The following is a 21,491-nucleotide window of genomic DNA, read 5'->3' on the forward strand; positions in this document are numbered from 1 at the left end:
ATGCAGCGCCACACCATCACGCTGGACCACGCCACCGACTGGCCCGGTTTTCGCCAAGCGGCACGCGCCCTGGTGCAAGCCAACGTGCCTCCGCAGGCTGTGGACTGGCGCTGCCAGGCGGATGCCGCTGAGGACCTGTTCGCGCCCGAGCCTGCAGCCAGCGACACCCGGCCCAGCCCAGCCCCCGATGCGCCGCCGCTGCGCGTACCGCCCGACTTTGTGCACCTGTGCGAGCAGCTCATCCTGCACCGCGACCGGGGCCGCTTTGCGCTGATGTACCGCCTGCTGTGGCGCATGGCGCAGGGCGGCCATGAAGCCGACAGCGCGCGACACGACCCGCTGGACGCCGACCGCATGTTGGCCCACCACATGGCCCGTGCCGTGGGGCGCGACAAACACAAGATGCACGCCTTTGTGCGCTTTCGGCCCGTGGTGGAACCCGACGGCCAGACCCTGCACATGGCCTGGTTCGAGCCCGACCACTACATCACCGTGGCCAACGCGGGCTTCTTCATCCGCCGCTTCACACAGATGCGCTGGGCCATCCTCACCCCCGACGCCAGCGTGCGCTGGGACGGCCACCAGCTGCACACCGGCCCCGGCGCGCAGCGCAGCGACGCGCCGCCGCCCGATGCGGGCGAGGCGCTGTGGCTCACCTACTACCGCCACATCTTCAACCCCGCGCGGCTCAAGCTGGCCATGATGAAGAAGGAGATGCCCACGCGCTACTGGCACAACCTGCCCGAGGCCGCGCTCATCACCGAGCTGGCGCAGACAGCGCACGAGCGCAGCGCCAAGATGGTGGAGGCCGAGGCCACCGTGCCGCGCAGGCGCATCGCGGGGACAACGGCACCCCGTGCGCGGCCCGCTGGTGGTGCCCCACTCAGTCCAGCGCCGCCTCGCGCATCACCCGGAACTGAGGGGCCGACACCGGCGGTGTCCAGCGCCACGGCAGCACCTGCGGCCGCCACAGGGCGCGCAACACCGTGAGCCGCAGCACACGCTGTGCGCCGGGCCAGGCAGTACGCGCTGCGCGGTCCCACAGCACCTCGGCCTGCGCGGCAATGTGCAGCAAGCCGCCCTCTTCATAGTCCACCACCAGCAAGCCTGCCAGCGGGTGCAGCGCAAGGTTGCCCAGGGTGTTGAAGAACTGGTTGCCAGGGTAGTCCGGCAGGCTCAGCACCACGCCGGCCTCCGTGTGCGCCACCTGCACAAAGCCTGGCTCGCCGCCCCGGTGCGATACATCCACGCCTTCGCTGTGCCCGGCACCAGGGCGTGGCGCCGAGGCACTGGCAATGAACAGGGTGTCGGCACGCTGCACGCGCGCAATGGCGTCGGCGTCCAGTCCGGCGCCCAGCCACTGCACCGGGCCCGGAGCGGCCAGCGCAGCGCGCAGGCCTGGCTGCCGCGCCTGGATGTATTTGGGGCAGTTGCCAAAGCTCTGCACCACCTGCACGTCCAGGCCGCTATCGCCAAACGCTGCCACCCGCCCGTTCATGCGGTTGCGCCGCCGCGTGTGCGGCTCCAGCCCCAGCACGCCCACGGCCGCGCCAGGCGCCAGGTGTGTGAGCACCGGGTCCTGGGAATCCGGCGCGGTCGCGATCTCCATGCGCTGCGCATCGGGGGTGTGCACAAACCCAGGTGGGCCAGCGAGCATCGTGGCCCACGGCTGGCCTTGTTCATCCAGCGTCCCCAGCAGCAAGGTGGGCAGCTTTTCAAACAGCTCACGGTGCTGGTCGGGCATGTGGTCGCGCAGCACCATCGCACCCACGGCCGCCATGCGCTCGCGCACACCCACGCGCGCCTGCAAGGCCTGCTCACCGGGGTGGAATGCCTCGGGCGGCACCGGCACCACAACCGATGCAGCGGGCACGGTGGCTGTCATGCCGCCACCTGCTCGGCAGCGGGCAGCTGGTCGGCCAGCACCGGATAGCCCGGCAAGGCCTGCATGCGCGCCACCCAGGCCGCAATGCGCGGGTAGGCATCCAGCGGCAGCCCCGCCAGGTGGGCCTGCGAGGTGTAGCTGACCATGGCCACATCGGCCAGGCTGGGCGCTGAACCCCCGAGCAACCAGGCCCGCCCCTGCAGTTCGTCCTCCATGAAGGCGAGCAGGCGCTTGCCGGTGGCCTGCGCCACCTCGTTCACGGCACGGCCCGTCAACGTCGCAAAGCGCGGCCCTCCGATGCCCGGCGCCAGAAAGCCCGCCGCCAGGCTGAACCAGCGCTGCAACTGAGCCTGCCCCACGGCGTCTTGTGGCAGCCAGGCACTGCCGGGGGCGTAGCGCTGCACCAGGTACACCAGGATGCCATTGCTGTCACTCAGCACCTGGCCCGCGTCCACCAGCACGGGCACCTGGCCCAGCGGGTTGAGCGCCAGAAACTCCGCGCGCTGGTGTTCGCCGCGCAGCAGGTTCACATCAATCAGTTCATAGGGCAAGCCGAGCAGGGACAGCATCAGCTCCACACGATGGCAATGGCCCGAGATGGGCATGCGGTACAGCTGGAGCGGGGTGGAGGGGAACATGGTGAAGCCTCGTCGGTGGGTGAGTGAAAAGATGGCTCGACGATATCTATTGCAAGCTGCGATGTGAATAGCCAATCACCGCTTTTCATAATTGCGGCATCCGCAATAATGGGTCACATGGACTACCTCGACACCTTGCGCTGTTTTGTGACCGTGGCCGATGCGGGCGGCTTTGCCGTGGCAGGCCGTCGGCTGGGCTGCTCCGCCACGGCCGTCACGCGCGCCATTGCGGCGCTGGAGGCGCGGCTGGGTGTGCTGCTGTTCCAGCGCAGTACGCGTTTGGTGCGGCTCACCGAAGCGGGCGAGCGCTTTTTGCAGGACTGCCGCCCCATCCTGAACGACCTGCACGAGGCCGAGCAGGCAGCCAGCGGTGCACAGGCCGAGGCCCAGGGGCTGCTGTCCATCACCGCACCGCAGATGTTCGGCATCCAGCACGTGGCGCCCATCGTGCAGGGCTTTTTGCACGCCCAGCCGCGTGTGCAGGTGCGCACGCTGTTCGTCAACCGGCTGGTGCATTTGCTTGATGAAGGCATGGACGTGGCCATCCGCATCGCGCACCTGCCCGACTCGGGCCTCACTGCGGTGCAGGTGGGCGCGCTGCGCCGCCTGGTGGTGGCGTCACCCGCCTACCTGGCGCAACACGGCGAGCCCCGGCACCCCGACGAGCTTGCCGCGCACCGCGCCATCGGCTTCTCATTCGATGCGCGGGCCGTGGCGCCCTGGAAGTTCAAGGACGGCGCCACGGGCCAGCCGCAGTTTGCATGGATCAGCAACAGCAACGAGGTGGACATCGCCGCTGCCGAATCAGGCCTGGGCCTCACGCGCTGCCTGGCCTACCAGGCCGCCGCCAGCCTGCGCGCGGGGCGGCTGCGCATCGTGCTGGCCGAGCACGAACTGCCGCCCGTGCCCGTGCACATCGTCTACCCCGCCGGGCGGCGCGCACCGGCCAAGGTGCGCGCGTTTGTGGAGTTTGCGCGCGAGCGGCTGGCGGCAGAGCCGGTGCTGCGCGGGCGTGGGCTGGTGCGCGGCGGTGCGCAGTGACAGGCCATACTTCGAGTATTTTTGGCCTCTAGCGCTTATCTATAAAGCGTTAGTAGCTATCAATTTTGAAGTTTTTGCGAGGCGACGTTGTTCGACTGGGATGGGACCGTAGCCCGCTCATTCACCATGACACGGAACACGCCGCCCGGAGCGGCGGCCGCATCTGGAATACTTGCGCCCTGTGGACACGAGATGTGCGAACGCGCCCGTCACTCACCCATCCTGCGGCCATCCGCTGGAACCCAGCGAACGCAATGACCCGCCGCCCGCCATCCAAGAACGAAAGAAACGAGACAGCACCATGAGCATCTTCGACCGGCTTCTGGGCAGTGTGCGCAAACCGACGGGGAAGCCCGAAGCCCCCCCCTTCCCACCAGCGGCACCCGTGGAACGCCGCCAGCGCAAACGCGTCAACGCCCGCAAGGGCACCACGGTGCTGATCATTGACGACTCGCCGACTGTTGTGGCCGTGCTGCGCAAGGCACTTCGATCTGCAGGCTATGACACCCGCGAGGCGCTCGACGCCGAGCAGGGCCTCGCCCTGATCGCAGAGGAAGCGCCCGAACTGATCTTCCTCGACATCATCCTGCCGGGCATGAACGGGTTCAACGCGCTGCGCGCGATCCGCAAATTGCCCGCTTCGCAGCACATCCCTGTGATCATGATCAGCGGCAACGAGCATGCCACCGAGCAGTTCTACGCCAACCGCATCGGCGCGGACGACTTCATGAAGAAGCCGTTCTCGCGCCACGAGATCTTTGCCCGCATCGAGGCGCTGCTCGACGAGCAGTTCGTCCCCCGACGCAAGGTGGACGCCGCGCCAACGTCCCCGCCCACTGCGGCCGCTCCAGCCACGCCCACCGCGCCCTGACATGCAGGCCGATCGCGCCGCTTTCTCAGCCGCGATCACATGAACAGCCCTCCAGGGTCTCAAGCTGCAGGTGGTGCACAGACGCGCAGCGCCGCCGCCGTGGCCTGCAGGATCTCGTCCGAAAAGTCCGGATCGTCCACCGCGCGCGCCAGCACCATGGCGCCGACCATGCTCGCGTAGTCGGCCAGCGCGCGCTGGCGTTTGACCGCCTTGGTGCGGCCGGGCATCAGCGTAGCCAGGGCGTCCACCTGTTTTTGCACCCCATCGGTCACGGCCTGCCGCACGGCGGGGCCCTGGCGCGCGGCGTCGCTGCCCAGCGCGGCCAGCAGGCAGCCGTGGCCGGGCGCGTCGCGATGTCGGGCTGACAGGTAGGCAGATTCCACCGCTCCCAGCGGGTCTTGCCCGTTGTGTGCAGCGTCGCGCGCCAGCGCAGCCCAAGCGGTGTGCAGCTTGCCCAGCGCGCGTTCGGTGGCCTGCGCCATGAGGTCGTCCTTGGATGCAAAGTGACCATAGAAGCCACCGTGCGTCAGCCCCGCGCTCTTCATGAGGTCGGCCACGCCAATGCCATCGAAACCTTTCTCACGGAACAGCTGCGCGGCCGTGTCCAGGATGCGCTCACGGTTTTCTGCCATCTGTTCCTTGCTGACTTTCATCGCATTCCCCTTGTTTGCTGCGCTGTCTGAAATCACCCGCTTGACATTTTAAATGATGATCGTCATATAATTTAAACATGATGATCATCATATAAAGCATCTTTCGCCTTCTTTCTGTTTTCTTCAGGAGCCTTCATGTCCACTGCTGCATCCCATTCATCCCGCACCTCTATGCCATCCCTGGGCACGGCTGTTGTCACCGGCGCATCGTCCGGCATAGGAGCGGTGTATGCCGACCGCCTGGCCCGGCGCGGCTATGACCTGGTGCTGGTGGCCCGCGACGCTGCACGCCTGACGGCTCTGGCCGACCGCCTGGCACGCGAGACCGGCGTACGCACCGAGGTGCTGCAGGCCGACCTGACCAACCCCGCCGACCGGGCCCGCGTGGAGCAGCGCCTGCAGTCGGACGCCAGCATCACCTTGCTGCTCAACAACGCAGGCATGGCCGTGAGCGGCACGTTCCTCGAGTCCGACATCGATGCGGTGGAACGCATGATTGCGCTCAATGTGGTGGCGCCCACGCGGCTTGCAGCGGCCGTGGCCAAGGGGTTTGCAGCACGCAAGGCGGGCACGCTGATCAACATCGCATCGGTGCTGGCGCTGGTGCCCGAGATGTTCAGCGGCACCTATAGCGGCACCAAGGCCTATGTGCTTAACCTCTCCAAGTCACTGCAGGCCGAACTGGGCCGCCACGGCGTGCGCGTGCAGGCTGTGCTGCCGGGCGCTACACGCACGGAGATCTGGGACCGCGCGGGCACGCCCATCGCCCACCTGCCGCAAGAGATGCTGATGGATGTGGACACCATGGTGGACGCAGCGCTGGCAGGCCTGGACCAGGGTGAAGAGGTGACCATCCCGTCGCTAGAAGCCGTGCATGAATGGACCGCACTGGAAGACGCCCGCCGCGCGCTGGGCCCCTTCCTGTCGCTGCGCGACCCGGCACGCCGCTACCTGGCCGCCGCTGCCGCCTAACCCGCAACCCACCCCACCAAACGTCACCCCCGAAAGGCATCGCCATGAAAGCCCTGATCACCGCCTATGCACGCTCGCCCTTTCACTTTGCGCGCAAGGGCGCGCTGGCCGACATGCGCCCTGACACCCTGGCCGCGCAGGTGGTCACCGGCCTGCTGCAGCGCACCGGCATTGACCCCTCCACACTCGAAGACGTGATCGCCGGCTGCGCCTACCCCGAGGCGGCGCAGGGCAACAATATCGCGCGCATCGTGTCGCTGCTCGCGGGCCTGCCGCAGGAGCTGGGCGGCATGACGGTCAACCGCTTCTGCGGCTCGTCCATGTCAGCCATCCACATCGCCGCCGCGCAGATCGAGGCGGGCCTGGGCGAGGCATACCTGTGCATCGGCGTCGAGTCGATGACCATGGTGCCGCAGGGCGGCTTCAACTTCTCGCCCCACCCCGCGCTGTACGAACACAGCGACGCCTACATCAGCATGGGCGAGACGGCCGAGAACGTGGCGCAACGCTATGCGGTGACGCGCGCCGACCAGGAGGCAATGGCCGTGGCATCGCACCGCAAGGCCGCCGCCGCGCGCGACGCCGGGCGGCTGCAGGCCGAGATCGTGCCCATCACACTCGCATCCGGCGATGTGGTGGCGCAGGACGGCTGCATCCGCCCCGGCACCACGCCCGAGGCCCTGGCCGCGCTGCGCCCTGCGTTCAGGGACGATGGCGTGGTCACCGCAGGCACCTCATCGCCACTGACCGACGGCGCAGTGGCCGTGCTGGTCACCACCGAGGCGTATGCCACCCGCCACGGCCTGGCGCCGCTGGCGCGCATCCTGGCGATGGCGACTGCGGGCGTAGACCCCGCCTACATGGGCATGGGCCCGGTGCCAGCCACGCGCAAGGCACTCGCGCGCGCAGGCATTGCAGCGCAAGATCTGGATGTGGTGGAAATCAACGAAGCGTTTGGATCGCAGGCCCTGGCCTGCATCCGCGAGCTGGGCCTGCGCGAGGACGCGATCAACCTGGACGGTGGCGGCCTGGCCATCGGCCATCCGCTGGGCGCCACAGGTGCGCGCATCACCGGCAAGGCGGCGGCGCTGCTGCAGCGGGAGAAGGGCCGCTATGCGCTGGCAACGCAGTGCATAGGCGGCGGGCAGGGGATTGCGACGGTGCTGGGGGCCGTGTAGCAATCTGTCGTGATCAGTGCTGGTGGCCGTGCGCCCCGTGCACATGCCGGTGTGCAATTTCTTCAGCACTGGCAGCGCGCACTTCGGTGACCTTGCAGCTGAACTTCAGCGCCTGCCCGGCCAGCGGGTGGTTGCCGTCCAGGTGCACTTCGGGGCCCTTGATCTTGACGACGTTGAACAGAGCGGGCTGGCCGTCAGTGCCCATGCCCTGCAGCTGGCCGCCCACCTTCACGCCCGGGGGGAACTCGGTCTTGGGGATGGTGCGCACCAGGCTTTCGTCGCGGGCGCCGAAGGCGTCTTCCACGGCCAGGTCCAGCGCGGTGGTGAAGCCGACGGCCTGGCCTTCGAGGGCGGCTTCTACCTTGGGGAAGATGTTTTCATAGCCACCGTGCAGGTATGACAGGCTGCCCGCGTCCAGCGGCTTGCCCTGCGGTGTAGTGACCTTGTACGTGATGGTGACGGCGGTGTCTTTGGTGATGGTGGTGGCCATGGTGGTATCTGCTTGCGCTAAAAGCGTGCATTGTCCACGAGGCGCCCGGTGGCCGCCGGGCACCTCGGGGGCGGGGCGCGCCGCCCCGGCTTACGCGCCAGCCGCCGCCTCTGCCGGCCGCTCTTCTTCCGCCTGCCCCGGATACCGCGCAAACCGCCGTGCCTCGGTGCCGTGCACCGGATCCTGGTCGGGCCAAGGCCAGCCGCCGAACTGGGTGCGGCGGTAGTCGTTCATGGCCTGCATGATCTCCGCCTGCGTGTTCATCACAAACGGGCCGTACTGCGCCACGGGCTCGCCAATGGGGCGGCCCTGCAGCACCAGGCATTCGACGGCGGTGGTACCAGTGTTGGTCAGGGTCCAGTCCTCGGTGGCCCGCACCTGCAGCGCGGCGTGGCGGTCCACGTCTTGCGGGCCGACGCGCAGGCTGTCGCCCACAAAGAAGTACAGCATGCGCTGCGTGGTCTCACCCTTCGCCGCAGGCAGTGTCCATTCAGCACCGGGCTCCAGGTGCAGCGTCCAGATGGCGACTTCGCCTTCGGGCTGGGAGGCCCAGGATTCGGGCGGCGGCGACAGCGGATCGGGCGCGCCGGGCAGCGCACCGGCCACCACCGTCACCGTGGTGGCGCGGCCTGCAGTGTCGTGGTGCACCAGGCGCGGGATGCGCTCGTTCCACAGCATGGTGAAGTGCGGTGCCACCATCTTGTTCTTGGCAGGAAGGTTCAACCAGATCTGGAACAGCTCCAGAGGGTTGGGCTCCGTGGCGTTGAGCAGCGGGAACATTTCGGAATGCACGATGCCCTTGCCAGCGGTGACCCACTGCACGTCGCCGCCGCCAAAACGCGCGGCCGCGCCCAGCGAGTCGGAATGGTCGATGAGGCCCTTGCGCACCAGCGTCACCGTCTCAAAACCCCGGTGCGGGTGGCCCGGAAAGCCCGGCACGGTGTCGCCGTGGTACATGCTCCAGCCGTCCTTGCCGCTGAAGTCGCTGCCGATCTGGCGGTCTTCAATCGGCACGGCGGGGCCGAACGCTGCGTTGCCTGCCGGGTAGGCATCGTCGTGGTGGGCGCAGAAAAGAAACGGGTCGAGCGTGGGCCACTGCGGACCGAGCAGCTGGGCGCGCACGATGGGCACCAGAGCGGTGCTTGCTGCAGCAGGTGTGGGCGACGACATACGGGGGCTCCTCATGTTGTGCACCGCCACGATCGGGCGGTATGCCTGTGGAATATGGAGCCTATGGTGCCTGAGCAGAAGTGCTGTGGGTGGAACAGTGCGATGCGGCGGGCAGGACAGTGGGGGCTTTGCACCGCGTGCTCTTACAGAACACATAAGGATGACCTGCATAACTCCCTGCGGTCTGTGATGGCACGGCCTCGGGCGGGTCGTGCAGGACATCCCTAGCCAAGTCCGGCCCTGGCGCTTGTCCACCAAGCACCGATTGCTATCAGTTTCGACGGCTGTTCAAGCCTTCACCTCCACCACCTGCTCGAAGCCGCCGAAGATCATGCGTTTGCCATCAAAGGGCATGGGAGGGTTGCCGGGTTGGGACGGGTCCATGCGCGGGTCTTCCATCATCTTCTTCATGCCCGCGTCGCGCGTGGCTTTGTCGGGCCATTCGACCCACGAAAAGGCCACCGTCTCCTCGGCCGTGGCCTGGACCGCGCGGCGGAAATCGGTGACTTTGCCGTCGGGGACGTCGTCGCCCCAACCTTCGATCACACGGATCGCGCCCAGCTCGATGAACATCGCGTCGAAATGGCGCGCGTGCTCAATGAACTTCTGCTTGTTGGCGGTGGGGACCGCGATCACGAAACCATCGATGTAGGACATAGCTTGACTCCTGTGAGGTTGACCAAGGGATGCGCCCGCCTGTGGGCGCCACGTATTCGTTCGGCGGACGCGGACCGGGGCCCGCCCCCATCACTTGCGCCGGTACGTTGCCTGCATCATCTGCGACCAGCTGCCATCCGGCTGCAGCCCGAACGATGTCAAGGTGCGTTCGTTTGCGCTCACCAGCGTGATCACGTCGCGGTAGCGGGCGGTCTTGCCGTCGTCCTTGAAGCTCGGGCCTTCGGTCTCCAGGGTCAGCACCTTCTGGTCGGCATCGAGCGTGCCTTCGTACACGAACATGTGGGTCATCATCGAGCCCACCCAGGTGCCGCGAAACACGCTCTTCTCGGGGTCGTAGCCCAGCGTCATCAGCATGTGGGCTTCGCCCCCGCCGGGCATGGTGCCCGTGCCTTCGCACAGCACCCACAGGTCGCCCAGGGCGCGCACATGCTCGGAGCCAGTGGATTGCTCTTGAGCGGGGGCGCCGGACTCGCCGGGTGGAGCGTCGCAGTTGGCGTCGCTGGTCCAGTCGCCAATCAGCTGCTGCAGCCAGCGGTGCATGGCGTGGGGTTCGGCATTCATCATTTCGGTCTCCTTGGTGGTTGGGGTTTGGCAATTCAGTCAGCTTGGGGGGGCGATCCCGTCAATCACGGTCTGGCGCCCCGAGCGGAAAGTAGTGGCGGTAGGGGCGGCCGCCCTCCACGGCTTGCGCAAATGAGGGTCGCGCCAGCAGTCGCGCGCGGTAGGCGCGCAGCAGGGGGTAGCTGGCGGCAATGGGGTGCGTCCAATCGGCATAGAACAGCGCGGGCGCTGCTGCGCAGTCGGCCATCGTGAAGCCGTCGCCCGCAGCCCAGGTGCGGCGGGCCCATTCGCCTTCCAGCCATGCATAGGCCTTCTCCAGCTTGTCAGCGGCCCAGGCCACGCCGTCAACGCGCTTGGCGGGGTCGCCAGTCAACGCAGCGTTCACCGCGTGCTGGACGGGCGCCATCACGTGCAGGTCAAAGAAGCGGTCCATGAACCGCACCTGCAACGCCGCTGCAGGGTCGTCCGGTATCAGCTGCACGGGCCCCGGGTGGGCCATCTGCAGGTGCTCGATCACGATGCTGCTCTCCACCACCGTGTGATCGCCATCCACCAGAAGCGGAAACTTTGCCAACGGCCAGCGGCGCAGCCATTCGGGCGCATGGTTGCCCGGCGCAGCGGGGTCGAGATTGCGCAATTCAAAGGGAGTCCCGTTTTCATACAGCGCGGTCAGCACCTTCTGGGTGTACGACGAGAAAGGGTGTCCATAGAGGGCAAGCATGACCGTACCTGTGTTGGGGCTCTGGTGCGCTTCGCTCATTCGGGCGCCACCACCATCCACGGCACGCCGAAGCGGTCGGCCACCATGCCGAAGGCCTGCGAGAAGAAGGTCTTGGCCAGCGGCATCTGCACCTGGCCACCGTCGGCCAGCGCATTGAACAGGCGCTGGGCCTCCGCTTCGCTCGCGGGGCTCAGCGCCAGCGAGATGCCCTGGAAGCTGGCCTTGCCCGACCCCATGCCGTCCGATGCCATCAGCGTCGTCTCGCCCACGGTGAATTCGGCGTGCATGACCATCTCGGGCGTGGGGCCTGGGCCGCTGCCGTCGGCGCAACCCTGTCCTGCTGCGGGCTCGGGGTTGTCCTTGTAGCGCATGAGGGTGCCGACCTTGGCGCCCAGGGCGCTGCGGTAGAAGTCCAGCGCTTCCTCGCAACGGCCTTCAAACATCAGGTAGGACTCGACTTTCATGGGGTCTCCTTGCAAACCAGGCCGTTCATCGCATGAAGGCCTGGGAGGGTCATAAAAAGAAAGTGTCCACCTCATTGTGAACACCGTCCACAAACAATAGCAAAGATAATGGACAGTGTCCACATCCAAGTCCGCCATGCCCGTAACCAATCGCAACGCCCTCGCCGCTAGCACTGCCAAGACTGCCAGCGCAGGCCCCGCCCCGCGCGCCACCTACCGCCATGGCGACCTGCGGCGCGCGCTGCTGGACGCCGGTGTCGAGCTGGCCCGACAGGGTGGCCCCGACGCTGTGGTGCTGCGCGAGGCCACACGCCGCGCGGGGGTGGCGCCCAACGCGGCCTATCGCCACTTTGCCAACCGCGACGATTTGCTGGCCGCCGTGCGCGCCGCCGCCGTGGCCGCTGCCGCGCACTTCATGGAGGCCGAACTGGCCCAGGTACCCTCCACCGGCACCCGCACCGAACAGGCCCACGCCAAGGTGCGCGCCGTGGGCGCAGGCTACATGCGGTTTGCGCATGCCGAAACGGGCCTGTTCCGCACCGCGTTCGGAGGCCGCTTCACCGTGCAGACCCATCCCGACCCGGCCATGGGCGGCGCCACGGGCCTGAATCCTTTTCAGCACCTGAGCGCCGCGCTGGATGACCTGGTCACCGCTGGCGCCCTGCCAGCCGAGCGCCGCCCCGGCGCGGAGTACCTGGCATGGTCCACCGTGCACGGTATGGCGCTGCTCAGCATCGACGGGCCACTGCGCGGCACGCCGCAGCCCCTACTGGACGGGCTGGGGCAGCGGCTGCTGGACATGGTGGAGCGGGGGATTTAGACCCGCGCCGGATGGCAGGTGCAGTGCCCACGCCGCCACAGGCCTGCAAGATGTGCACCCTGCACAGCCTGGCGCCACACCCACTGCGCGTACACCGTCGTGCGGGTGCCAAAAAACCCGCTCAGCAACACGCTGGGGGTGTGGTTCACCACTTCATGCCACCAGCGCGCGGGCACATAGAGCACGTCCCCGGGCTCCAGGTCCACCACCCAGGCGTCGCCTGCAACCACACCTCGGTCCACCACGGCATCAGCATTCAGTGAAGCCAGGGCCGCCCAGCGGTCATGCTTGGCGGCAACGGCACCCAGCCGCTCCACCGCCCCGGGGCGCAGCAGATAAAAGCGCTTGCGCCCCACCAGTTGCACGGCAAGGTTGTCGAGGTAGTCGTGGTGCAAGCCCGTTCTGGCCTCTGCGGGGCCGATCCAGGTCTGGGCATCGTGCAGTGCCCCCGGCGGAAACAGCTCCTGCGGACGCACATCGGCGCGCAGCGTGGGAAAGGCACCCAGAAGGTTGAACTCCTTGAGGTACAGCGGCGCCTCACCGGCGGTGGCGGGGCCTTGCAGGGACTGGAGATAAGCGCCCAGAGTGGAAGGCTGGAACACGGTGGCGCCCAGCTCGCGGTTGCCCTGCACCAGCCGCACGGGCAGGTCGGGGGCCAGCGCCCCCAGGCGCTCCCAGGTCCACTGCGCCACTGCGGGCCAATGGGCCGCGCGCTGGCGCAACACACAGGGCTCGCGGCGGCCGACGGCCTCGGCCACGGAAGCTACCTGCGCGCCCAGCGGCTCCCACGCGCTTTCATGGTCTGCCATCACAGCACCCTGGCCATGCAGCGTTGCATCCCCCGCAACCAGGGCAGCGGCACATGGCGCCACAGCGGCGCCAGGGACGACAACGGGATGCGCCCCCGCACCACCACCCCGTAGTCCAGCGACGCGGCATGCGGAAAGTAGTCTGGCTTGCAGGCCACGATGGTCTTGAAGCCCTTTTGCCAGTAGTAGCGCAGCTGCGGGTCTTGCGGCATGCCCCGGCGGGTGGCGTAGACATACGACTCCACCGGGGCATGGGTCTCGCTCCTGCGCCAGCGGGCCAGGCCCGGCACGGGCGAGCCCAGGTAAATCTGGCGCCAGCCAGCCTTCAGCGCACGCGGCCAGAAGAACGCAAAGATCGCCTCCACCCCTTGCGGGCTGACGCTGCTCAGACTGATGCCAAACAGGTCACGGCTGGGCTGTGCCCCGTCCTGGCTTCCAACCTCCGCGCAATCGGCCCAGGTGCGGGCGCTTTGCAACTGTGCCGCTGAAATGGGCTTGAGGAACAGCGAGGCCAGCGCCTCGCCCGTGCGCGGGCAGAACGCCCCCATGCACAGCTGCGGGTGGGCCGCGATGCGTTGCGCCATGGCCTGCGCGCTGGCGGCCTGGTCGTCGCTCCACTTCCGGTGCTCCAGCACCAGCAGGCGGGGAATGTCGCGGGCCTTCAGCGGGCGCACTTCGATGCGGGTCTTCTCTGCGTTTCGGCCCGCGTGCGGCGCAGGCACCAGGCGGTGCAGCGGCAGCCCGTAGCCCAGCCACCCCACCGCCATGCGGGCCAGGCCCATGCCCTGCCGCAGCACAAACCCCGCCGCAGACCGGGCACCACCACCCCAGGTCAACCGGCCCTGCGCGCGATCGGTCTGAAAGAAGTCCCAGGTGTGGCGCGCCACATCGCCCAGCAATATCAGGGACGCCAGCACATACAGCCCCAAACGGCGCCCATAGCCCACCTGGCCCACCTCATTGAGAAGGCGCAGCGCCACGCCATGGTGCGCCACCTCTTCTTCGCAGTGCCAGCGCCACAGGCTGGACTGGCGGGACGCGTTGTGAACCAGCCAACCCTCGCCGCGCAGTGCCTGGCGCGAGATCAGCGCTGTCAGGTATTCCAGCGCCGCCGCCAGGGCCAGGCGCTCCTTCCAGGCCAGCGCCTGCTCCAGGCCCTGCACGGCGCGCCCGATGCGCGCCTCCAGGGCCATGGCGTTGTAGCCCTGGGCCGCCAACTGCGCGTTGTACAAGCGGTGCGCGCGCTGGTGGGCGCGCTCCTCGCGCACGAACTGGGCCACCTCTTCCTGCAAAGGTGCCCCTTCGGGCAGGCGCGTGACAGCGTCTTCCATCGCCCGGATCACAAACTGCTCCCCCGAGGGCAGCAGCAGCGAAAACGCATTGAACAAATACGAACGAAAGGGGGTCTGGTTCCAGAACCGCTCGGACGCCCCCGACACCACCATCACTGTTTGCATCACCGCAGGCCATTGTTAAAGCCTGTCGAAGGTAGTGGGGGCACGTGTCGCGCATGTGACACCCCCAACACCACCCAACCGGCAGGGCGGCTGCAGTGGCAGGGCACGGTCTGCGTTGAAGTGCCTGCTCAGTTTTAGAAGATTTTTAGGCCCTAGCGCTTATCTACATTGTGCAAACAGCTGCAAATTTAATAGCACCCCCCACAACCCAGATCACGGCAACCCATACAGGCGCGCCGTGGCCGCCACCCGCTCCATGAGCGCGCGGCGCAACGCCACAGGCCGCAGCACCTCCACCTGCGGAGACAGCCGCATGAGTTGCCCGCAGGCGTGTTCCACCGACTCCATGGGAATGGTGACGGCCACGCGCCCGTCCTTGCGGCGGGGCGGCGGGGCCGCAGCCACCGCGCGGGCCACGGCGCTGCTGAGCGCGCGCAGGCCCTTGAGCCCGGCCGGTGTGGCCAGCAACGCCGCCTCGCCGGTGTAGATCCCTGCTTCAAAACGCTGGATCGACTGCGCCCAATAGCTGGCCAGGTCAAACTGCGCCGGGCGGCGCACGGGTGTGGCCAGCGCCGTGGCAGCCCGGATGTTCGACACGCGGTAGGTGCGCGGTCCGCCTTCTGTCGTACCCGCAGGCCCTGCCACCAGGTACCAGACACCCGCCTTGAGCACCAGCCCCAGCGGGCTCACCGTACGCTCCACCGTGTCGGCCCAGCTCTCGTAGCGCATCGCGATCTGGTGACCGCTCCACACCGCAGCGGCCACGGTGGGCAGGTGGGGCGTGGGGTCGCTCTCGCGGTACCAGTCCACCGGGTCCAGGTGCAGGCGGGTGCTCACGCGTTGGGCGTCTTCGCGCCACGAAGCGGGCAGCGACGACAAAAGCTTCAGCCGCGCGCCCTCCACATCGCCGCCCAGCCCCAGGTCCTGCGCGGGCCCGGGCAGGCCGCTCAAGAACACGGCCTGCGCCTCGGAAGGCGTGAGCCCGGTGAGCGTGGTCTTCCAGCCTGGCAGCAGCGCAAAGCCACCGTTGCGCCCGCGCTCGGCATAGATGGGCACACCGGCCGCACTGAGCTGGTCCACATCGCGGTACAGCGTGCGCACGGAGACCTCCAGTGCCTCGGCCAGCGCCTGCGCACTCATGCGGCCCTGGGTTTCGAGCAGCATCTGAAGGGAAAGCAGGCGGCTGGCGCGCATGGGCAGGCGGTTGTGTGGGGTACTGGGGGTACTAGGGTGAAGGCGAAAGATAGCGCAAATACCTGCCATGGGTTGGCAGGTATTGCGGCGCAGACTCCGATCATGAGCTTGTCTTACCCCCACGAACCCGGAGCCCGCATGCCCACCGCCGACCACCACCCCATCGTCGAACTGCGCCAATACACCCTGCACCCAGGGCAGCGCGACGCACTGATCGACCTCTTCGACCGCGAGTTCGTTGAAACACAGGAGGCCCATGGCATGCGCGTGCTGGGCCAGTTCCGCGACCTCGATCAGCCCGACCTGTTTGTCTGGCTGCGCGGCTTTGCCGACATGGACGCACGCCACCGCGCGCTCGAAGCCTTCTATGGCGGCCCCGTGTGGGCGGCGCACCGCGCTGCCGCCAACGCCACCATGATCGACTCTGACAACGTGCTGCTGCTGCGCCCCGCGTGGCCCGGGGCGGCGTCCACGTTGCCGCAACACGCCCGGCCCGCGCCGGGCGCCACAGGCACTGCGGCGGGTGTGCTGGACGCCACGGTGTTCTCTCTGCACGAGCCCGCCACCCCGGCCTTGCTGGACTATTGCCGCCGCCGCATGGCCCCCGCGCTGCAGCGCGGCGGTGCGCGCCAGGTGGCGTGGTACAGCACCGAAGCCAGCCCCAACACCTTTCCCCGCCTGCCGGTGCGCGCGGGCGAGCATGTGCTGCTGGGGCTGGCGCTGTTTGGCGATGCAGCGGCGCTGCAGTCCTTTGCCAACAGCGGCGCCTGGGCGCGGGACGTAGCCCCGGGGCTTGCTCCCTGGCTGACCCGGTCGCCCGAGGCGCACCGGCTGCAGCCCACGGCGCGCTCGGCGCTGCATGCCTGATCGGAAAGGAGAAGAGCCCATGTCCACACCCGCCTCCCCGCTGCTGTACGGCGCAGCAGGTTCCGGCCATTCGTACAAGGTTCGGTCGCTGCTTTTACTGACTGCCACCCCGCACCGCTACCAGCCCATTGCGCTCGATACGCCCCGGGCCGAGCGCCCGGCGGACTTTGTGGCAGCCAGCCACTTCGGTGAAGTGCCGGTCCTCGTCGATGGCGGCACCGCCTATTGCCAATCCAATGCCATCCTGCTCCATATGGCGCAGCGCACCCGCGCGTTCTGTGGCGCTGCGGCGGAAGGGAGCGCCATCCTGGAATGGCTTTTCTGGGAGACGAACCGCATTGGCTTCAGCGTGCCCAACCTGCGCTTTGCACTGCGGTGGGTGCCACAGCCCGCCGAGGTTCTGGCCTACCTGCGCGCACGCGCCATGGCAGACCTTGCCACGCTGAACGAAACACTCGCAAGCTCGGCGTTCCTGGTGCCCTCCGGCCCCACCATCGCAGACCTCGCCTGCTCTGCGTATCTCTTCTGGCTGCCCGAGGCGGGCCTGGCCAAAGAGGACTTCCCCCATGTGTCGCGCTGGCTGGACTCCCTGCGCGCGCTGCCCGGCTGGGTTCATCCCAACGAGGCCATGGCGTCGCCCTGATCGTCGTTCTGATCCCTCTCCCCTCACGCAACCCCATCACCGAACACCATGCAAGACACCACCACAACCCCGGCCACCGGCCACCACGCCGCCCGCGACTTCGACTTCCTCATGGGCTCCTGGCACATCCGCAACACGCGCCTGGTGCACCGGCTTCAGGGCTGCAACGACTGGGAGGTGTTCGACGCCACCGGCACCGCGCGGCCGCTGCCCGGCGGCATCGGCAACTACGACGACTTCATCCCCACCACCTGGAAGCCCGGCTTTGTGGGCATGGCGCTGCGCGTGTTCAGCCCTGAGGCACAGCGCTGGAGCATCTACTGGCTGGACAACACCACCGGCGGCGTGGACGCGGCCACCGGGCTGCTGCATCCGCCCGTGGTGGGCGGGTTTCGCGATGGCGTGGGCATCTTCGAAGGCCAGGAGAACTTCGAGGGCCGCCCCGTGCACGTGCGCTTCGAGTGGTCGCAGATGCACACCGGCGCACCGCGCTGGCAGCAGGCTTTTTCGGACGACGGTGGGGCCACCTGGGAAGTCAACTGGGTGATGGAGTTTGCGCGGCCGGTGTGAGGCCCTGCACACCATTGCAGGGGTGGCCGGCTGGCAGGGCATCCGCCATTCCATCCAACCACACCATCGCCATTGATTGAGAGCAAAAATAGCCTACAGCGCTTATCCCACAAGCACTAACAGCTATTAAATCAGGAGCTTTTATCCAGCAGACAGCGCCTGGGCCTCCTCACGCTCCTGCACCGGAAAATCCGTGGACGCCGCTACGGCCCGCCACTGCGCGGTCTCTTGCGCCACGAAGGCATGCGTGTCGGCAATGGTCTGCAGCGTGTCGGTGCCCAGTGGCAGGCGCAGCGGCGGCGTGGGGCTGGCCACCAGCTTCATCACGGCCTGGGCCAGGCGCAGGGGGTCGCCGGGCTGGTTCAGGTTGATGCGGCGCGCAGCCTCGCGCACGGCGCCCGCGCTGGCGGCGTAGTCGTCCAGCACACTTGGCGCCACGGCCAGCGAGGCACCATCAAGGAACTCGGTGCGGAAGTACCCGGGCTGCACCGCCGTGGCATGGATGCCCAGCGGTGCCAGTTCGGCGTGCAGCGCCTCGGTCAGGCCTTCCACCGCGAACTTGGTGGCGCAGTACACGCCAAAACCGGCACTGGAGCGCACGCCACCCAGCGACGAGATGTTGATCACGTGCCCTGCGCGGCGCGCGCGCATGGCGGGCAGCACGGCCCGGGTCACATGCAGCAGGCCGAACACGTTGGTGTCGAACAGTCGCAGCACTTCGTCGGCGGTGGATTCCTCGACAGCGCCCAGCAGGCCGTAGCCCGCGTTGTTGACCAGCACGTCGATGCGGCCAAAGCGCTCCAGCGCGGCGCCCACAGCGTGGCGTGCCTGGGCTTCGTCGGTCACGTCGAGCGCCACAGGCAACAGTGCGTCGCTGGGGCCCAGGCGCCTTTCAATCGACGCGGCATCGCGGGCCGTGGCGACCACGGCGTCGCCCTGGGCGAGCGCCGCCTCGGCAATGCGGGCGCCAATGCCGCGCGAGGCGCCGGTAATCATCCAGACGCGGGGGAAGGAGGAAGGGAGAGCAGTCGAAGCCGTCATGGCGGAAGTCCTTGAAAGGGATTGAAAGCGGGGTTCTGGCAAACGCAGCACGCTGAGATGCAGCGGCGCGGCCATGGAGGTGAACTGTAGGCAGACCATTGCCATCGCACTAGCCCATAATTGCTGACTTCATTCACAAGTAAAACTTGCCAATACCTCGGAACGGACACCATGGCCATCAATGAACTGCGTGCCATTGCCACGTTTGCCAAGGCCGCCGAACTGGGCAGCCTGCGGCAGGCGGCCTCGGCCCAGGGCATCACCCCGCAGGCCGCCAGCCTGGCGCTGGGGCAGCTCGAATCGCACCTGGGCGTGCGGCTGTTCCACCGCACCACGCGCAGCCTGAGCCTGACCGAGGAGGGGCGCCAGTTTCTGGAGGCCGCGCAGCCGGGCCTCGCGACCCTGCAGCGGGCGGTACACGGCGCGCGGCGCGGGCGCGAGGAGATTGCGGGGCCGCTGCGCATCGTGGCACCACGCTCCATCATGCTGGAGGTGGTCTGGCCCGTGCTCGACGTGTTCTGCCGCCGCTACCCGCTGGTGGAGCCCGATGTACAGCTGGACGACCGCATCGGCAACTGGGTGGAGGACCGGGTGGACGTGGGTTTCCGCTCGGGCTACCCGCCCGAGGGCGGAGTGATTGCGCGGCGCCTGATGGCGCTGCAGCTGGTGGTGTGCGCCACGCCGGACTACTTGGCCCGCCATGGCACACCCACCCGCATCGAAGACCTGGCACAGCACCGCTGCAGCGGGTTTCGCCACCCCACCACCGGCAAGCCCATGCCGTGGGAGTTTCAGGTAGGCGATGACATCGTGGCCCATGCCATACCGCCAGCGTTCTGCGTCAACGACATCGAGCTGGAAGCGCGCGCCGTGCTGGGCGGCCACGCCATCGGCCAGCTTGTCGGCGTGACGGCGGCGCCACTGGTGCGCAGCGGGCAACTGGTGCCCGTGCTGACCGAATTCGTGCCCCAGCACCTGGGCCTGTACGTGTACTACGGCAGCCGGGCGGCGCAGCCAGCCCGCGCGCGCGCCTTTATCGATCTGGCGGTGGAGATGCTGGCCGACAACCCGGCGTTCGGACTGAGCGTGCAGGAGCTGCGGAGCCCGGCTCCAAAGCCCCGGCGGCGCAAAGCATCGGCCACCTGAACGGGCGCAAGCCGCCGATGGCTGCCGTGTGCGCCCGCCGCGTCGGCGCACAGCGTTTTCGCCCGTGAAAGGGGCGATTGCGGGTCATTTGGCAAACAGTCCGTTGCGGAGAAGGGTATTTATCGGTGTGGTCGCACGCCCTACAGTGACTGGACTGCCCGAGAGGCGGAAGCAACGCACCGGATTCACCCATGACCACCTTCTCTGCCACGGTCCAGACACACATCAAGGCCTCCCCGGCACTGGCGTTCCAGCACATCGCGCCCATTGACCCGCGCGCCCTGTTCACCGGCTACGGGCCTTTGCCCGCAGTGATCGGCACGCGCGACCAGACGGGCGCCTGGGACACGCCGGGGCAGACGCGCACCGTGGCGCTGTCCGACGGCAGCGTGGCCGAAGAACGGCTCAAGCACTACCACCCGGCGCAGTACTTCAGCTACACCGTCAGCGGCTTCACGGGGGCACTGCGCTGGCTGGCCACCGGCGCCAACGGGGCCTGGTGGTTTGACCCGCAGGCGGGTGGCACGCAGACCACCGTGCGCTGGCGCCATGCATTCCACCCCCGCTCGAAGTGGGCCGCACCGGTGCTCTGGCTGCTGGCCAACGTGCTGTGGCGCGGCTACATGCGCAAGGCGCTGCGGCTGGCCAAGATGCAGATCGAGACCCCACTGCGTGCGCCCGGAGGCCCAGCGATTTCAGCCTGAGGCGGCCCTCATCCGAGCCGACGGCGGCCCACCACAGCTCAGTTGCTTTTGGCTTCGAAGAATGGCGGGCCCTGAATGGCCGACGGGCTGACGGTAAACGTTCTCAGGGGCTCCAGGGGCGGGGTCTCGCCTGGTTTCGGCGCAGGGCGCGGGGCGCCAGAATTCAGCGCGGGGGCTATGCAACCCGTACGCACTGTTTGCACCACTTCAGGGTCCAGCGCCCGGCGTTTGCCCAGACGGCTGCCCGACAGAAACAGCATGTCTCCTTTCAGCTCGGCCCGCTGGCTCATCAGCGGCAAGGCCTGCAGCGGATCAAACCCCACACGCACTGAATTGGCACCGTCCAGCCGGTACTGCACCACCTTCACGACCGCTGGCTTTCCCGGGGCTTCCTCCACCACGTCGCCCAGGTAAAAGTAGCGCACGGCCTCTGCAGGCAGTGGGGGCAGCGGGTAGTTTTCAGACCAGCTGCTGTGGTCCGGGCCAAACAGCGGGCGCAGCGTGGCCGGGGCCTTGTCATCCGCCGACACCGCAAACACCGGCGCGCGGGCACTGGACAGCGTGGGGCCGTGGAAGTCGAACTCCACCATGGCGCCCAGCGCTGCCACCTTGCGGGCGTAGGCCGGGAACAAGGTCTGGTCCTGCCGCACCTGCTGTAGCCGGACTCCGCTGCCTTCCGCCTTCCAGCGGCCCGCCATCAGCATGTCCAGCACCCCACCCGTCACCGCAAAACAAAAGGTGTTGTCGTCCAGCAGCGCCAGTTGCGTGATGGTGTCCACAGAACGCCCCCGGTATTCGCCCACATAGCCCAACTCGGCGGGCGTGGCGGCGTGCAGGGAGACGCTGACCGTCAGCGCGGCGAACGCTGCTGCAGGGGCGCAGGCATTGCGCAAAGTGCGGAGGGTGAGGTTCACAAAA

The 21,491-nt window shown here is 67.9% G+C and carries 25 protein-coding genes; 11 read left to right on the top strand and 14 right to left on the bottom strand.

Annotation, left to right across the window (positions count from 1 at the left end):
* On the top strand, positions 1 to 990 hold the full coding sequence (locus AC2YJX_RS24165) for a TIGR03915 family putative DNA repair protein (RefSeq protein WP_487257487.1): 990 nt from the start codon (positions 1 to 3) through the stop codon (positions 988 to 990).
* On the opposite strand, the gene AC2YJX_RS24170 is transcribed toward AC2YJX_RS24165, so the two are convergent.
* Both AC2YJX_RS24170 and AC2YJX_RS24175 read right to left on the bottom strand, forming a co-directional pair.
* Positions 884 to 1,885, bottom strand: a complete 1,002-nt coding sequence (locus AC2YJX_RS24170; RefSeq protein WP_121421528.1) for a pyridoxamine 5'-phosphate oxidase family protein — start codon at positions 1,883 to 1,885, stop codon at positions 884 to 886. The two genes, AC2YJX_RS24165 and AC2YJX_RS24170, sit on opposite strands and share 107 nt — an antisense overlap.
* Positions 1,882 to 2,523, bottom strand: a complete 642-nt coding sequence (locus tag AC2YJX_RS24175) for a glutathione S-transferase family protein (RefSeq protein WP_121421529.1) — start codon at positions 2,521 to 2,523, stop codon at positions 1,882 to 1,884. Before AC2YJX_RS24175 ends, AC2YJX_RS24170 begins: the two co-directional genes overlap by 4 nt.
* 117 nt (positions 2,524 to 2,640) lie before the next feature.
* Here AC2YJX_RS24175 and AC2YJX_RS24180 point away from each other — a divergent pair, with 117 nt between their 5' ends.
* Positions 2,641 to 3,564: a LysR family transcriptional regulator gene (locus tag AC2YJX_RS24180; protein WP_487257488.1), complete on the top strand. Its 924-nt coding sequence runs from the start codon at positions 2,641 to 2,643 to the stop codon at positions 3,562 to 3,564.
* Between the two features lie 301 nt (positions 3,565 to 3,865).
* The gene (locus AC2YJX_RS24185) at positions 3,866 to 4,435 is read left to right on the top strand and encodes a response regulator (RefSeq protein WP_487257489.1); all 570 of its coding nucleotides are present in this window, start codon (positions 3,866 to 3,868) and stop codon (positions 4,433 to 4,435) included.
* 59 nt (positions 4,436 to 4,494) lie between these two features.
* On the opposite strand, the gene AC2YJX_RS24190 is transcribed toward AC2YJX_RS24185, so the two are convergent.
* Entirely contained in the window at positions 4,495 to 5,088 is a 594-nt protein-coding gene (locus tag AC2YJX_RS24190; protein ID WP_487257490.1) for a TetR/AcrR family transcriptional regulator, read from the bottom strand.
* A gap of 135 nt (positions 5,089 to 5,223) precedes the next feature.
* On the opposite strand from AC2YJX_RS24190, the gene AC2YJX_RS24195 reads away from it, so the two are divergent.
* Together AC2YJX_RS24195 and AC2YJX_RS24200 are read left to right on the top strand one after the other, a co-directional pair.
* Complete coding sequence (locus tag AC2YJX_RS24195; protein WP_487257491.1) at positions 5,224 to 6,060, top strand: SDR family NAD(P)-dependent oxidoreductase; 837 nt, start codon at positions 5,224 to 5,226, stop codon at positions 6,058 to 6,060.
* A gap of 44 nt (positions 6,061 to 6,104) precedes the next feature.
* The gene (locus AC2YJX_RS24200; protein ID WP_487257492.1) at positions 6,105 to 7,238 is read left to right on the top strand and encodes a thiolase family protein; all 1,134 of its coding nucleotides are present in this window, start codon (positions 6,105 to 6,107) and stop codon (positions 7,236 to 7,238) included.
* A 13-nt stretch (positions 7,239 to 7,251) separates the two neighbouring features.
* Here AC2YJX_RS24200 and AC2YJX_RS24205 read toward each other — a convergent pair whose 3' ends face one another.
* The 6 genes from AC2YJX_RS24205 to AC2YJX_RS24230 form a co-directional block, all read right to left on the bottom strand.
* Positions 7,252 to 7,728, bottom strand: a complete 477-nt coding sequence (locus AC2YJX_RS24205) for an FKBP-type peptidyl-prolyl cis-trans isomerase (RefSeq protein WP_055397684.1) — start codon at positions 7,726 to 7,728, stop codon at positions 7,252 to 7,254.
* A 90-nt stretch (positions 7,729 to 7,818) separates the two neighbouring features.
* On the bottom strand, positions 7,819 to 8,898 hold the full coding sequence (locus AC2YJX_RS24210) for a pirin family protein (protein ID WP_487257493.1): 1,080 nt from the start codon (positions 8,896 to 8,898) through the stop codon (positions 7,819 to 7,821).
* Positions 8,899 to 9,186: 288 nt separating this feature from the next.
* The gene (locus AC2YJX_RS24215; RefSeq protein WP_055397674.1) at positions 9,187 to 9,555 is read right to left on the bottom strand and encodes a DUF1428 domain-containing protein; all 369 of its coding nucleotides are present in this window, start codon (positions 9,553 to 9,555) and stop codon (positions 9,187 to 9,189) included.
* A 90-nt stretch (positions 9,556 to 9,645) separates the two neighbouring features.
* Complete coding sequence (locus AC2YJX_RS24220; protein WP_228897238.1) at positions 9,646 to 10,140, bottom strand: DUF1579 domain-containing protein; 495 nt, start codon at positions 10,138 to 10,140, stop codon at positions 9,646 to 9,648.
* 58 nt (positions 10,141 to 10,198) lie between these two features.
* Positions 10,199 to 10,858 carry a glutathione S-transferase family protein gene (locus AC2YJX_RS24225; RefSeq protein ID WP_228897237.1) on the bottom strand — a complete coding sequence of 220 codons (660 nt, stop codon included), beginning with the start codon at positions 10,856 to 10,858 and terminating at the stop codon, positions 10,199 to 10,201.
* Between the two features lie 35 nt (positions 10,859 to 10,893).
* Entirely contained in the window at positions 10,894 to 11,322 is a 429-nt protein-coding gene (locus AC2YJX_RS24230; RefSeq protein ID WP_121508236.1) for a VOC family protein, read from the bottom strand.
* Between the two features lie 136 nt (positions 11,323 to 11,458).
* On the opposite strand from AC2YJX_RS24230, the gene AC2YJX_RS24235 reads away from it, so the two are divergent.
* Positions 11,459 to 12,142 carry a TetR/AcrR family transcriptional regulator gene (locus tag AC2YJX_RS24235; RefSeq protein WP_228897236.1) on the top strand — a complete coding sequence of 228 codons (684 nt, stop codon included), beginning with the start codon at positions 11,459 to 11,461 and terminating at the stop codon, positions 12,140 to 12,142.
* Here the strand turns inward: AC2YJX_RS24235 and AC2YJX_RS24240 are convergent.
* From AC2YJX_RS24240 to AC2YJX_RS24250, 3 genes are all read right to left on the bottom strand, one after another.
* Complete coding sequence (locus AC2YJX_RS24240; protein ID WP_228897235.1) at positions 12,139 to 12,951, bottom strand: cupin-like domain-containing protein; 813 nt, start codon at positions 12,949 to 12,951, stop codon at positions 12,139 to 12,141. The two genes, AC2YJX_RS24235 and AC2YJX_RS24240, sit on opposite strands and share 4 nt — an antisense overlap.
* Positions 12,951 to 14,408, bottom strand: a complete 1,458-nt coding sequence (locus AC2YJX_RS24245) for a metal-dependent hydrolase (protein WP_487257494.1) — start codon at positions 14,406 to 14,408, stop codon at positions 12,951 to 12,953. Before AC2YJX_RS24245 ends, AC2YJX_RS24240 begins: the two co-directional genes overlap by 1 nt.
* 213 nt (positions 14,409 to 14,621) lie before the next feature.
* Positions 14,622 to 15,602 (bottom strand): helix-turn-helix transcriptional regulator, encoded by a 981-nt coding sequence (locus AC2YJX_RS24250; protein WP_487257495.1) that lies wholly within the window; start codon positions 15,600 to 15,602, stop codon positions 14,622 to 14,624.
* A gap of 138 nt (positions 15,603 to 15,740) precedes the next feature.
* On the opposite strand from AC2YJX_RS24250, the gene AC2YJX_RS24255 reads away from it, so the two are divergent.
* Genes AC2YJX_RS24255 through AC2YJX_RS24265 form a run of 3 tightly spaced genes read left to right on the top strand, consistent with a single transcriptional unit; the run spans position 15,741 to position 17,682 of the window.
* Positions 15,741 to 16,469, top strand: coding sequence for an NIPSNAP family protein (locus AC2YJX_RS24255; RefSeq protein WP_487257496.1), 729 nt, complete (start codon positions 15,741 to 15,743; stop codon positions 16,467 to 16,469).
* 19 nt (positions 16,470 to 16,488) lie between these two features.
* On the top strand, positions 16,489 to 17,112 hold the full coding sequence (locus AC2YJX_RS24260; protein ID WP_487257497.1) for a glutathione S-transferase family protein: 624 nt from the start codon (positions 16,489 to 16,491) through the stop codon (positions 17,110 to 17,112).
* A 48-nt stretch (positions 17,113 to 17,160) separates the two neighbouring features.
* Positions 17,161 to 17,682 (top strand): hypothetical protein, encoded by a 522-nt coding sequence (locus tag AC2YJX_RS24265; protein WP_487257498.1) that lies wholly within the window; start codon positions 17,161 to 17,163, stop codon positions 17,680 to 17,682.
* A gap of 141 nt (positions 17,683 to 17,823) precedes the next feature.
* Here AC2YJX_RS24265 and AC2YJX_RS24270 read toward each other — a convergent pair whose 3' ends face one another.
* Positions 17,824 to 18,723: an oxidoreductase gene (locus tag AC2YJX_RS24270; RefSeq protein ID WP_487257499.1), complete on the bottom strand. Its 900-nt coding sequence runs from the start codon at positions 18,721 to 18,723 to the stop codon at positions 17,824 to 17,826.
* A 171-nt stretch (positions 18,724 to 18,894) separates the two neighbouring features.
* On the opposite strand from AC2YJX_RS24270, the gene AC2YJX_RS24275 reads away from it, so the two are divergent.
* Both AC2YJX_RS24275 and AC2YJX_RS24280 read left to right on the top strand, forming a co-directional pair.
* Positions 18,895 to 19,869: a LysR family transcriptional regulator gene (locus AC2YJX_RS24275; protein WP_487257500.1), complete on the top strand. Its 975-nt coding sequence runs from the start codon at positions 18,895 to 18,897 to the stop codon at positions 19,867 to 19,869.
* A 191-nt stretch (positions 19,870 to 20,060) separates the two neighbouring features.
* Positions 20,061 to 20,573, top strand: a complete 513-nt coding sequence (locus tag AC2YJX_RS24280) for an SRPBCC family protein (RefSeq protein WP_055401106.1) — start codon at positions 20,061 to 20,063, stop codon at positions 20,571 to 20,573.
* A gap of 38 nt (positions 20,574 to 20,611) precedes the next feature.
* Here AC2YJX_RS24280 and AC2YJX_RS24285 read toward each other — a convergent pair whose 3' ends face one another.
* The gene (locus AC2YJX_RS24285; protein WP_487257501.1) at positions 20,612 to 21,487 is read right to left on the bottom strand and encodes a hypothetical protein; all 876 of its coding nucleotides are present in this window, start codon (positions 21,485 to 21,487) and stop codon (positions 20,612 to 20,614) included.
* Between the last annotated feature and the right edge of the window lie 4 nt (positions 21,488 to 21,491).

Source organism: Acidovorax sp. SRI_002, assembly GCF_057586455.1.

What these genes read in the sequence shown, in the direction of transcription:
- AC2YJX_RS24220 (WP_228897238.1), bottom strand. Translation starts at nt 10,140, where the DNA reads ATGATGAATGCCGAACCCCACGCCATGCACCGCTGGCTGCAGCAGCTG.
- AC2YJX_RS24280 (WP_055401106.1), top strand. Translation starts at nt 20,061, where the DNA reads ATGACCACCTTCTCTGCCACGGTCCAGACACACATCAAGGCCTCCCCG.
- AC2YJX_RS24175 (WP_121421529.1), bottom strand. Translation starts at nt 2,523, where the DNA reads ATGTTCCCCTCCACCCCGCTCCAGCTGTACCGCATGCCCATCTCGGGC.
- AC2YJX_RS24170 (WP_121421528.1), bottom strand. Translation starts at nt 1,885, where the DNA reads ATGACAGCCACCGTGCCCGCTGCATCGGTTGTGGTGCCGGTGCCGCCC.
- AC2YJX_RS24240 (WP_228897235.1), bottom strand. Translation starts at nt 12,951, where the DNA reads ATGGCAGACCATGAAAGCGCGTGGGAGCCGCTGGGCGCGCAGGTAGCT.
- AC2YJX_RS24215 (WP_055397674.1), bottom strand. Translation starts at nt 9,555, where the DNA reads ATGTCCTACATCGATGGTTTCGTGATCGCGGTCCCCACCGCCAACAAG.
- AC2YJX_RS24205 (WP_055397684.1), bottom strand. Translation starts at nt 7,728, where the DNA reads ATGGCCACCACCATCACCAAAGACACCGCCGTCACCATCACGTACAAG.
- AC2YJX_RS24200 (WP_487257492.1), top strand. Translation starts at nt 6,105, where the DNA reads ATGAAAGCCCTGATCACCGCCTATGCACGCTCGCCCTTTCACTTTGCG.
- AC2YJX_RS24235 (WP_228897236.1), top strand. Translation starts at nt 11,459, where the DNA reads ATGCCCGTAACCAATCGCAACGCCCTCGCCGCTAGCACTGCCAAGACT.
- AC2YJX_RS24275 (WP_487257500.1), top strand. Translation starts at nt 18,895, where the DNA reads ATGGCCATCAATGAACTGCGTGCCATTGCCACGTTTGCCAAGGCCGCC.
- AC2YJX_RS24195 (WP_487257491.1), top strand. Translation starts at nt 5,224, where the DNA reads ATGTCCACTGCTGCATCCCATTCATCCCGCACCTCTATGCCATCCCTG.
- AC2YJX_RS24255 (WP_487257496.1), top strand. Translation starts at nt 15,741, where the DNA reads ATGCCCACCGCCGACCACCACCCCATCGTCGAACTGCGCCAATACACC.
- AC2YJX_RS24210 (WP_487257493.1), bottom strand. Translation starts at nt 8,898, where the DNA reads ATGTCGTCGCCCACACCTGCTGCAGCAAGCACCGCTCTGGTGCCCATC.
- AC2YJX_RS24165 (WP_487257487.1), top strand. Translation starts at nt 1, where the DNA reads ATGCAGCGCCACACCATCACGCTGGACCACGCCACCGACTGGCCCGGT.
- AC2YJX_RS24185 (WP_487257489.1), top strand. Translation starts at nt 3,866, where the DNA reads ATGAGCATCTTCGACCGGCTTCTGGGCAGTGTGCGCAAACCGACGGGG.
- AC2YJX_RS24265 (WP_487257498.1), top strand. Translation starts at nt 17,161, where the DNA reads ATGCAAGACACCACCACAACCCCGGCCACCGGCCACCACGCCGCCCGC.
- AC2YJX_RS24245 (WP_487257494.1), bottom strand. Translation starts at nt 14,408, where the DNA reads ATGCAAACAGTGATGGTGGTGTCGGGGGCGTCCGAGCGGTTCTGGAAC.
- AC2YJX_RS24180 (WP_487257488.1), top strand. Translation starts at nt 2,641, where the DNA reads ATGGACTACCTCGACACCTTGCGCTGTTTTGTGACCGTGGCCGATGCG.
- AC2YJX_RS24270 (WP_487257499.1), bottom strand. Translation starts at nt 18,723, where the DNA reads ATGACGGCTTCGACTGCTCTCCCTTCCTCCTTCCCCCGCGTCTGGATG.
- AC2YJX_RS24260 (WP_487257497.1), top strand. Translation starts at nt 16,489, where the DNA reads ATGTCCACACCCGCCTCCCCGCTGCTGTACGGCGCAGCAGGTTCCGGC.
- AC2YJX_RS24225 (WP_228897237.1), bottom strand. Translation starts at nt 10,858, where the DNA reads ATGCTTGCCCTCTATGGACACCCTTTCTCGTCGTACACCCAGAAGGTG.
- AC2YJX_RS24190 (WP_487257490.1), bottom strand. Translation starts at nt 5,088, where the DNA reads ATGAAAGTCAGCAAGGAACAGATGGCAGAAAACCGTGAGCGCATCCTG.
- AC2YJX_RS24250 (WP_487257495.1), bottom strand. Translation starts at nt 15,602, where the DNA reads ATGCGCGCCAGCCGCCTGCTTTCCCTTCAGATGCTGCTCGAAACCCAG.
- AC2YJX_RS24230 (WP_121508236.1), bottom strand. Translation starts at nt 11,322, where the DNA reads ATGAAAGTCGAGTCCTACCTGATGTTTGAAGGCCGTTGCGAGGAAGCG.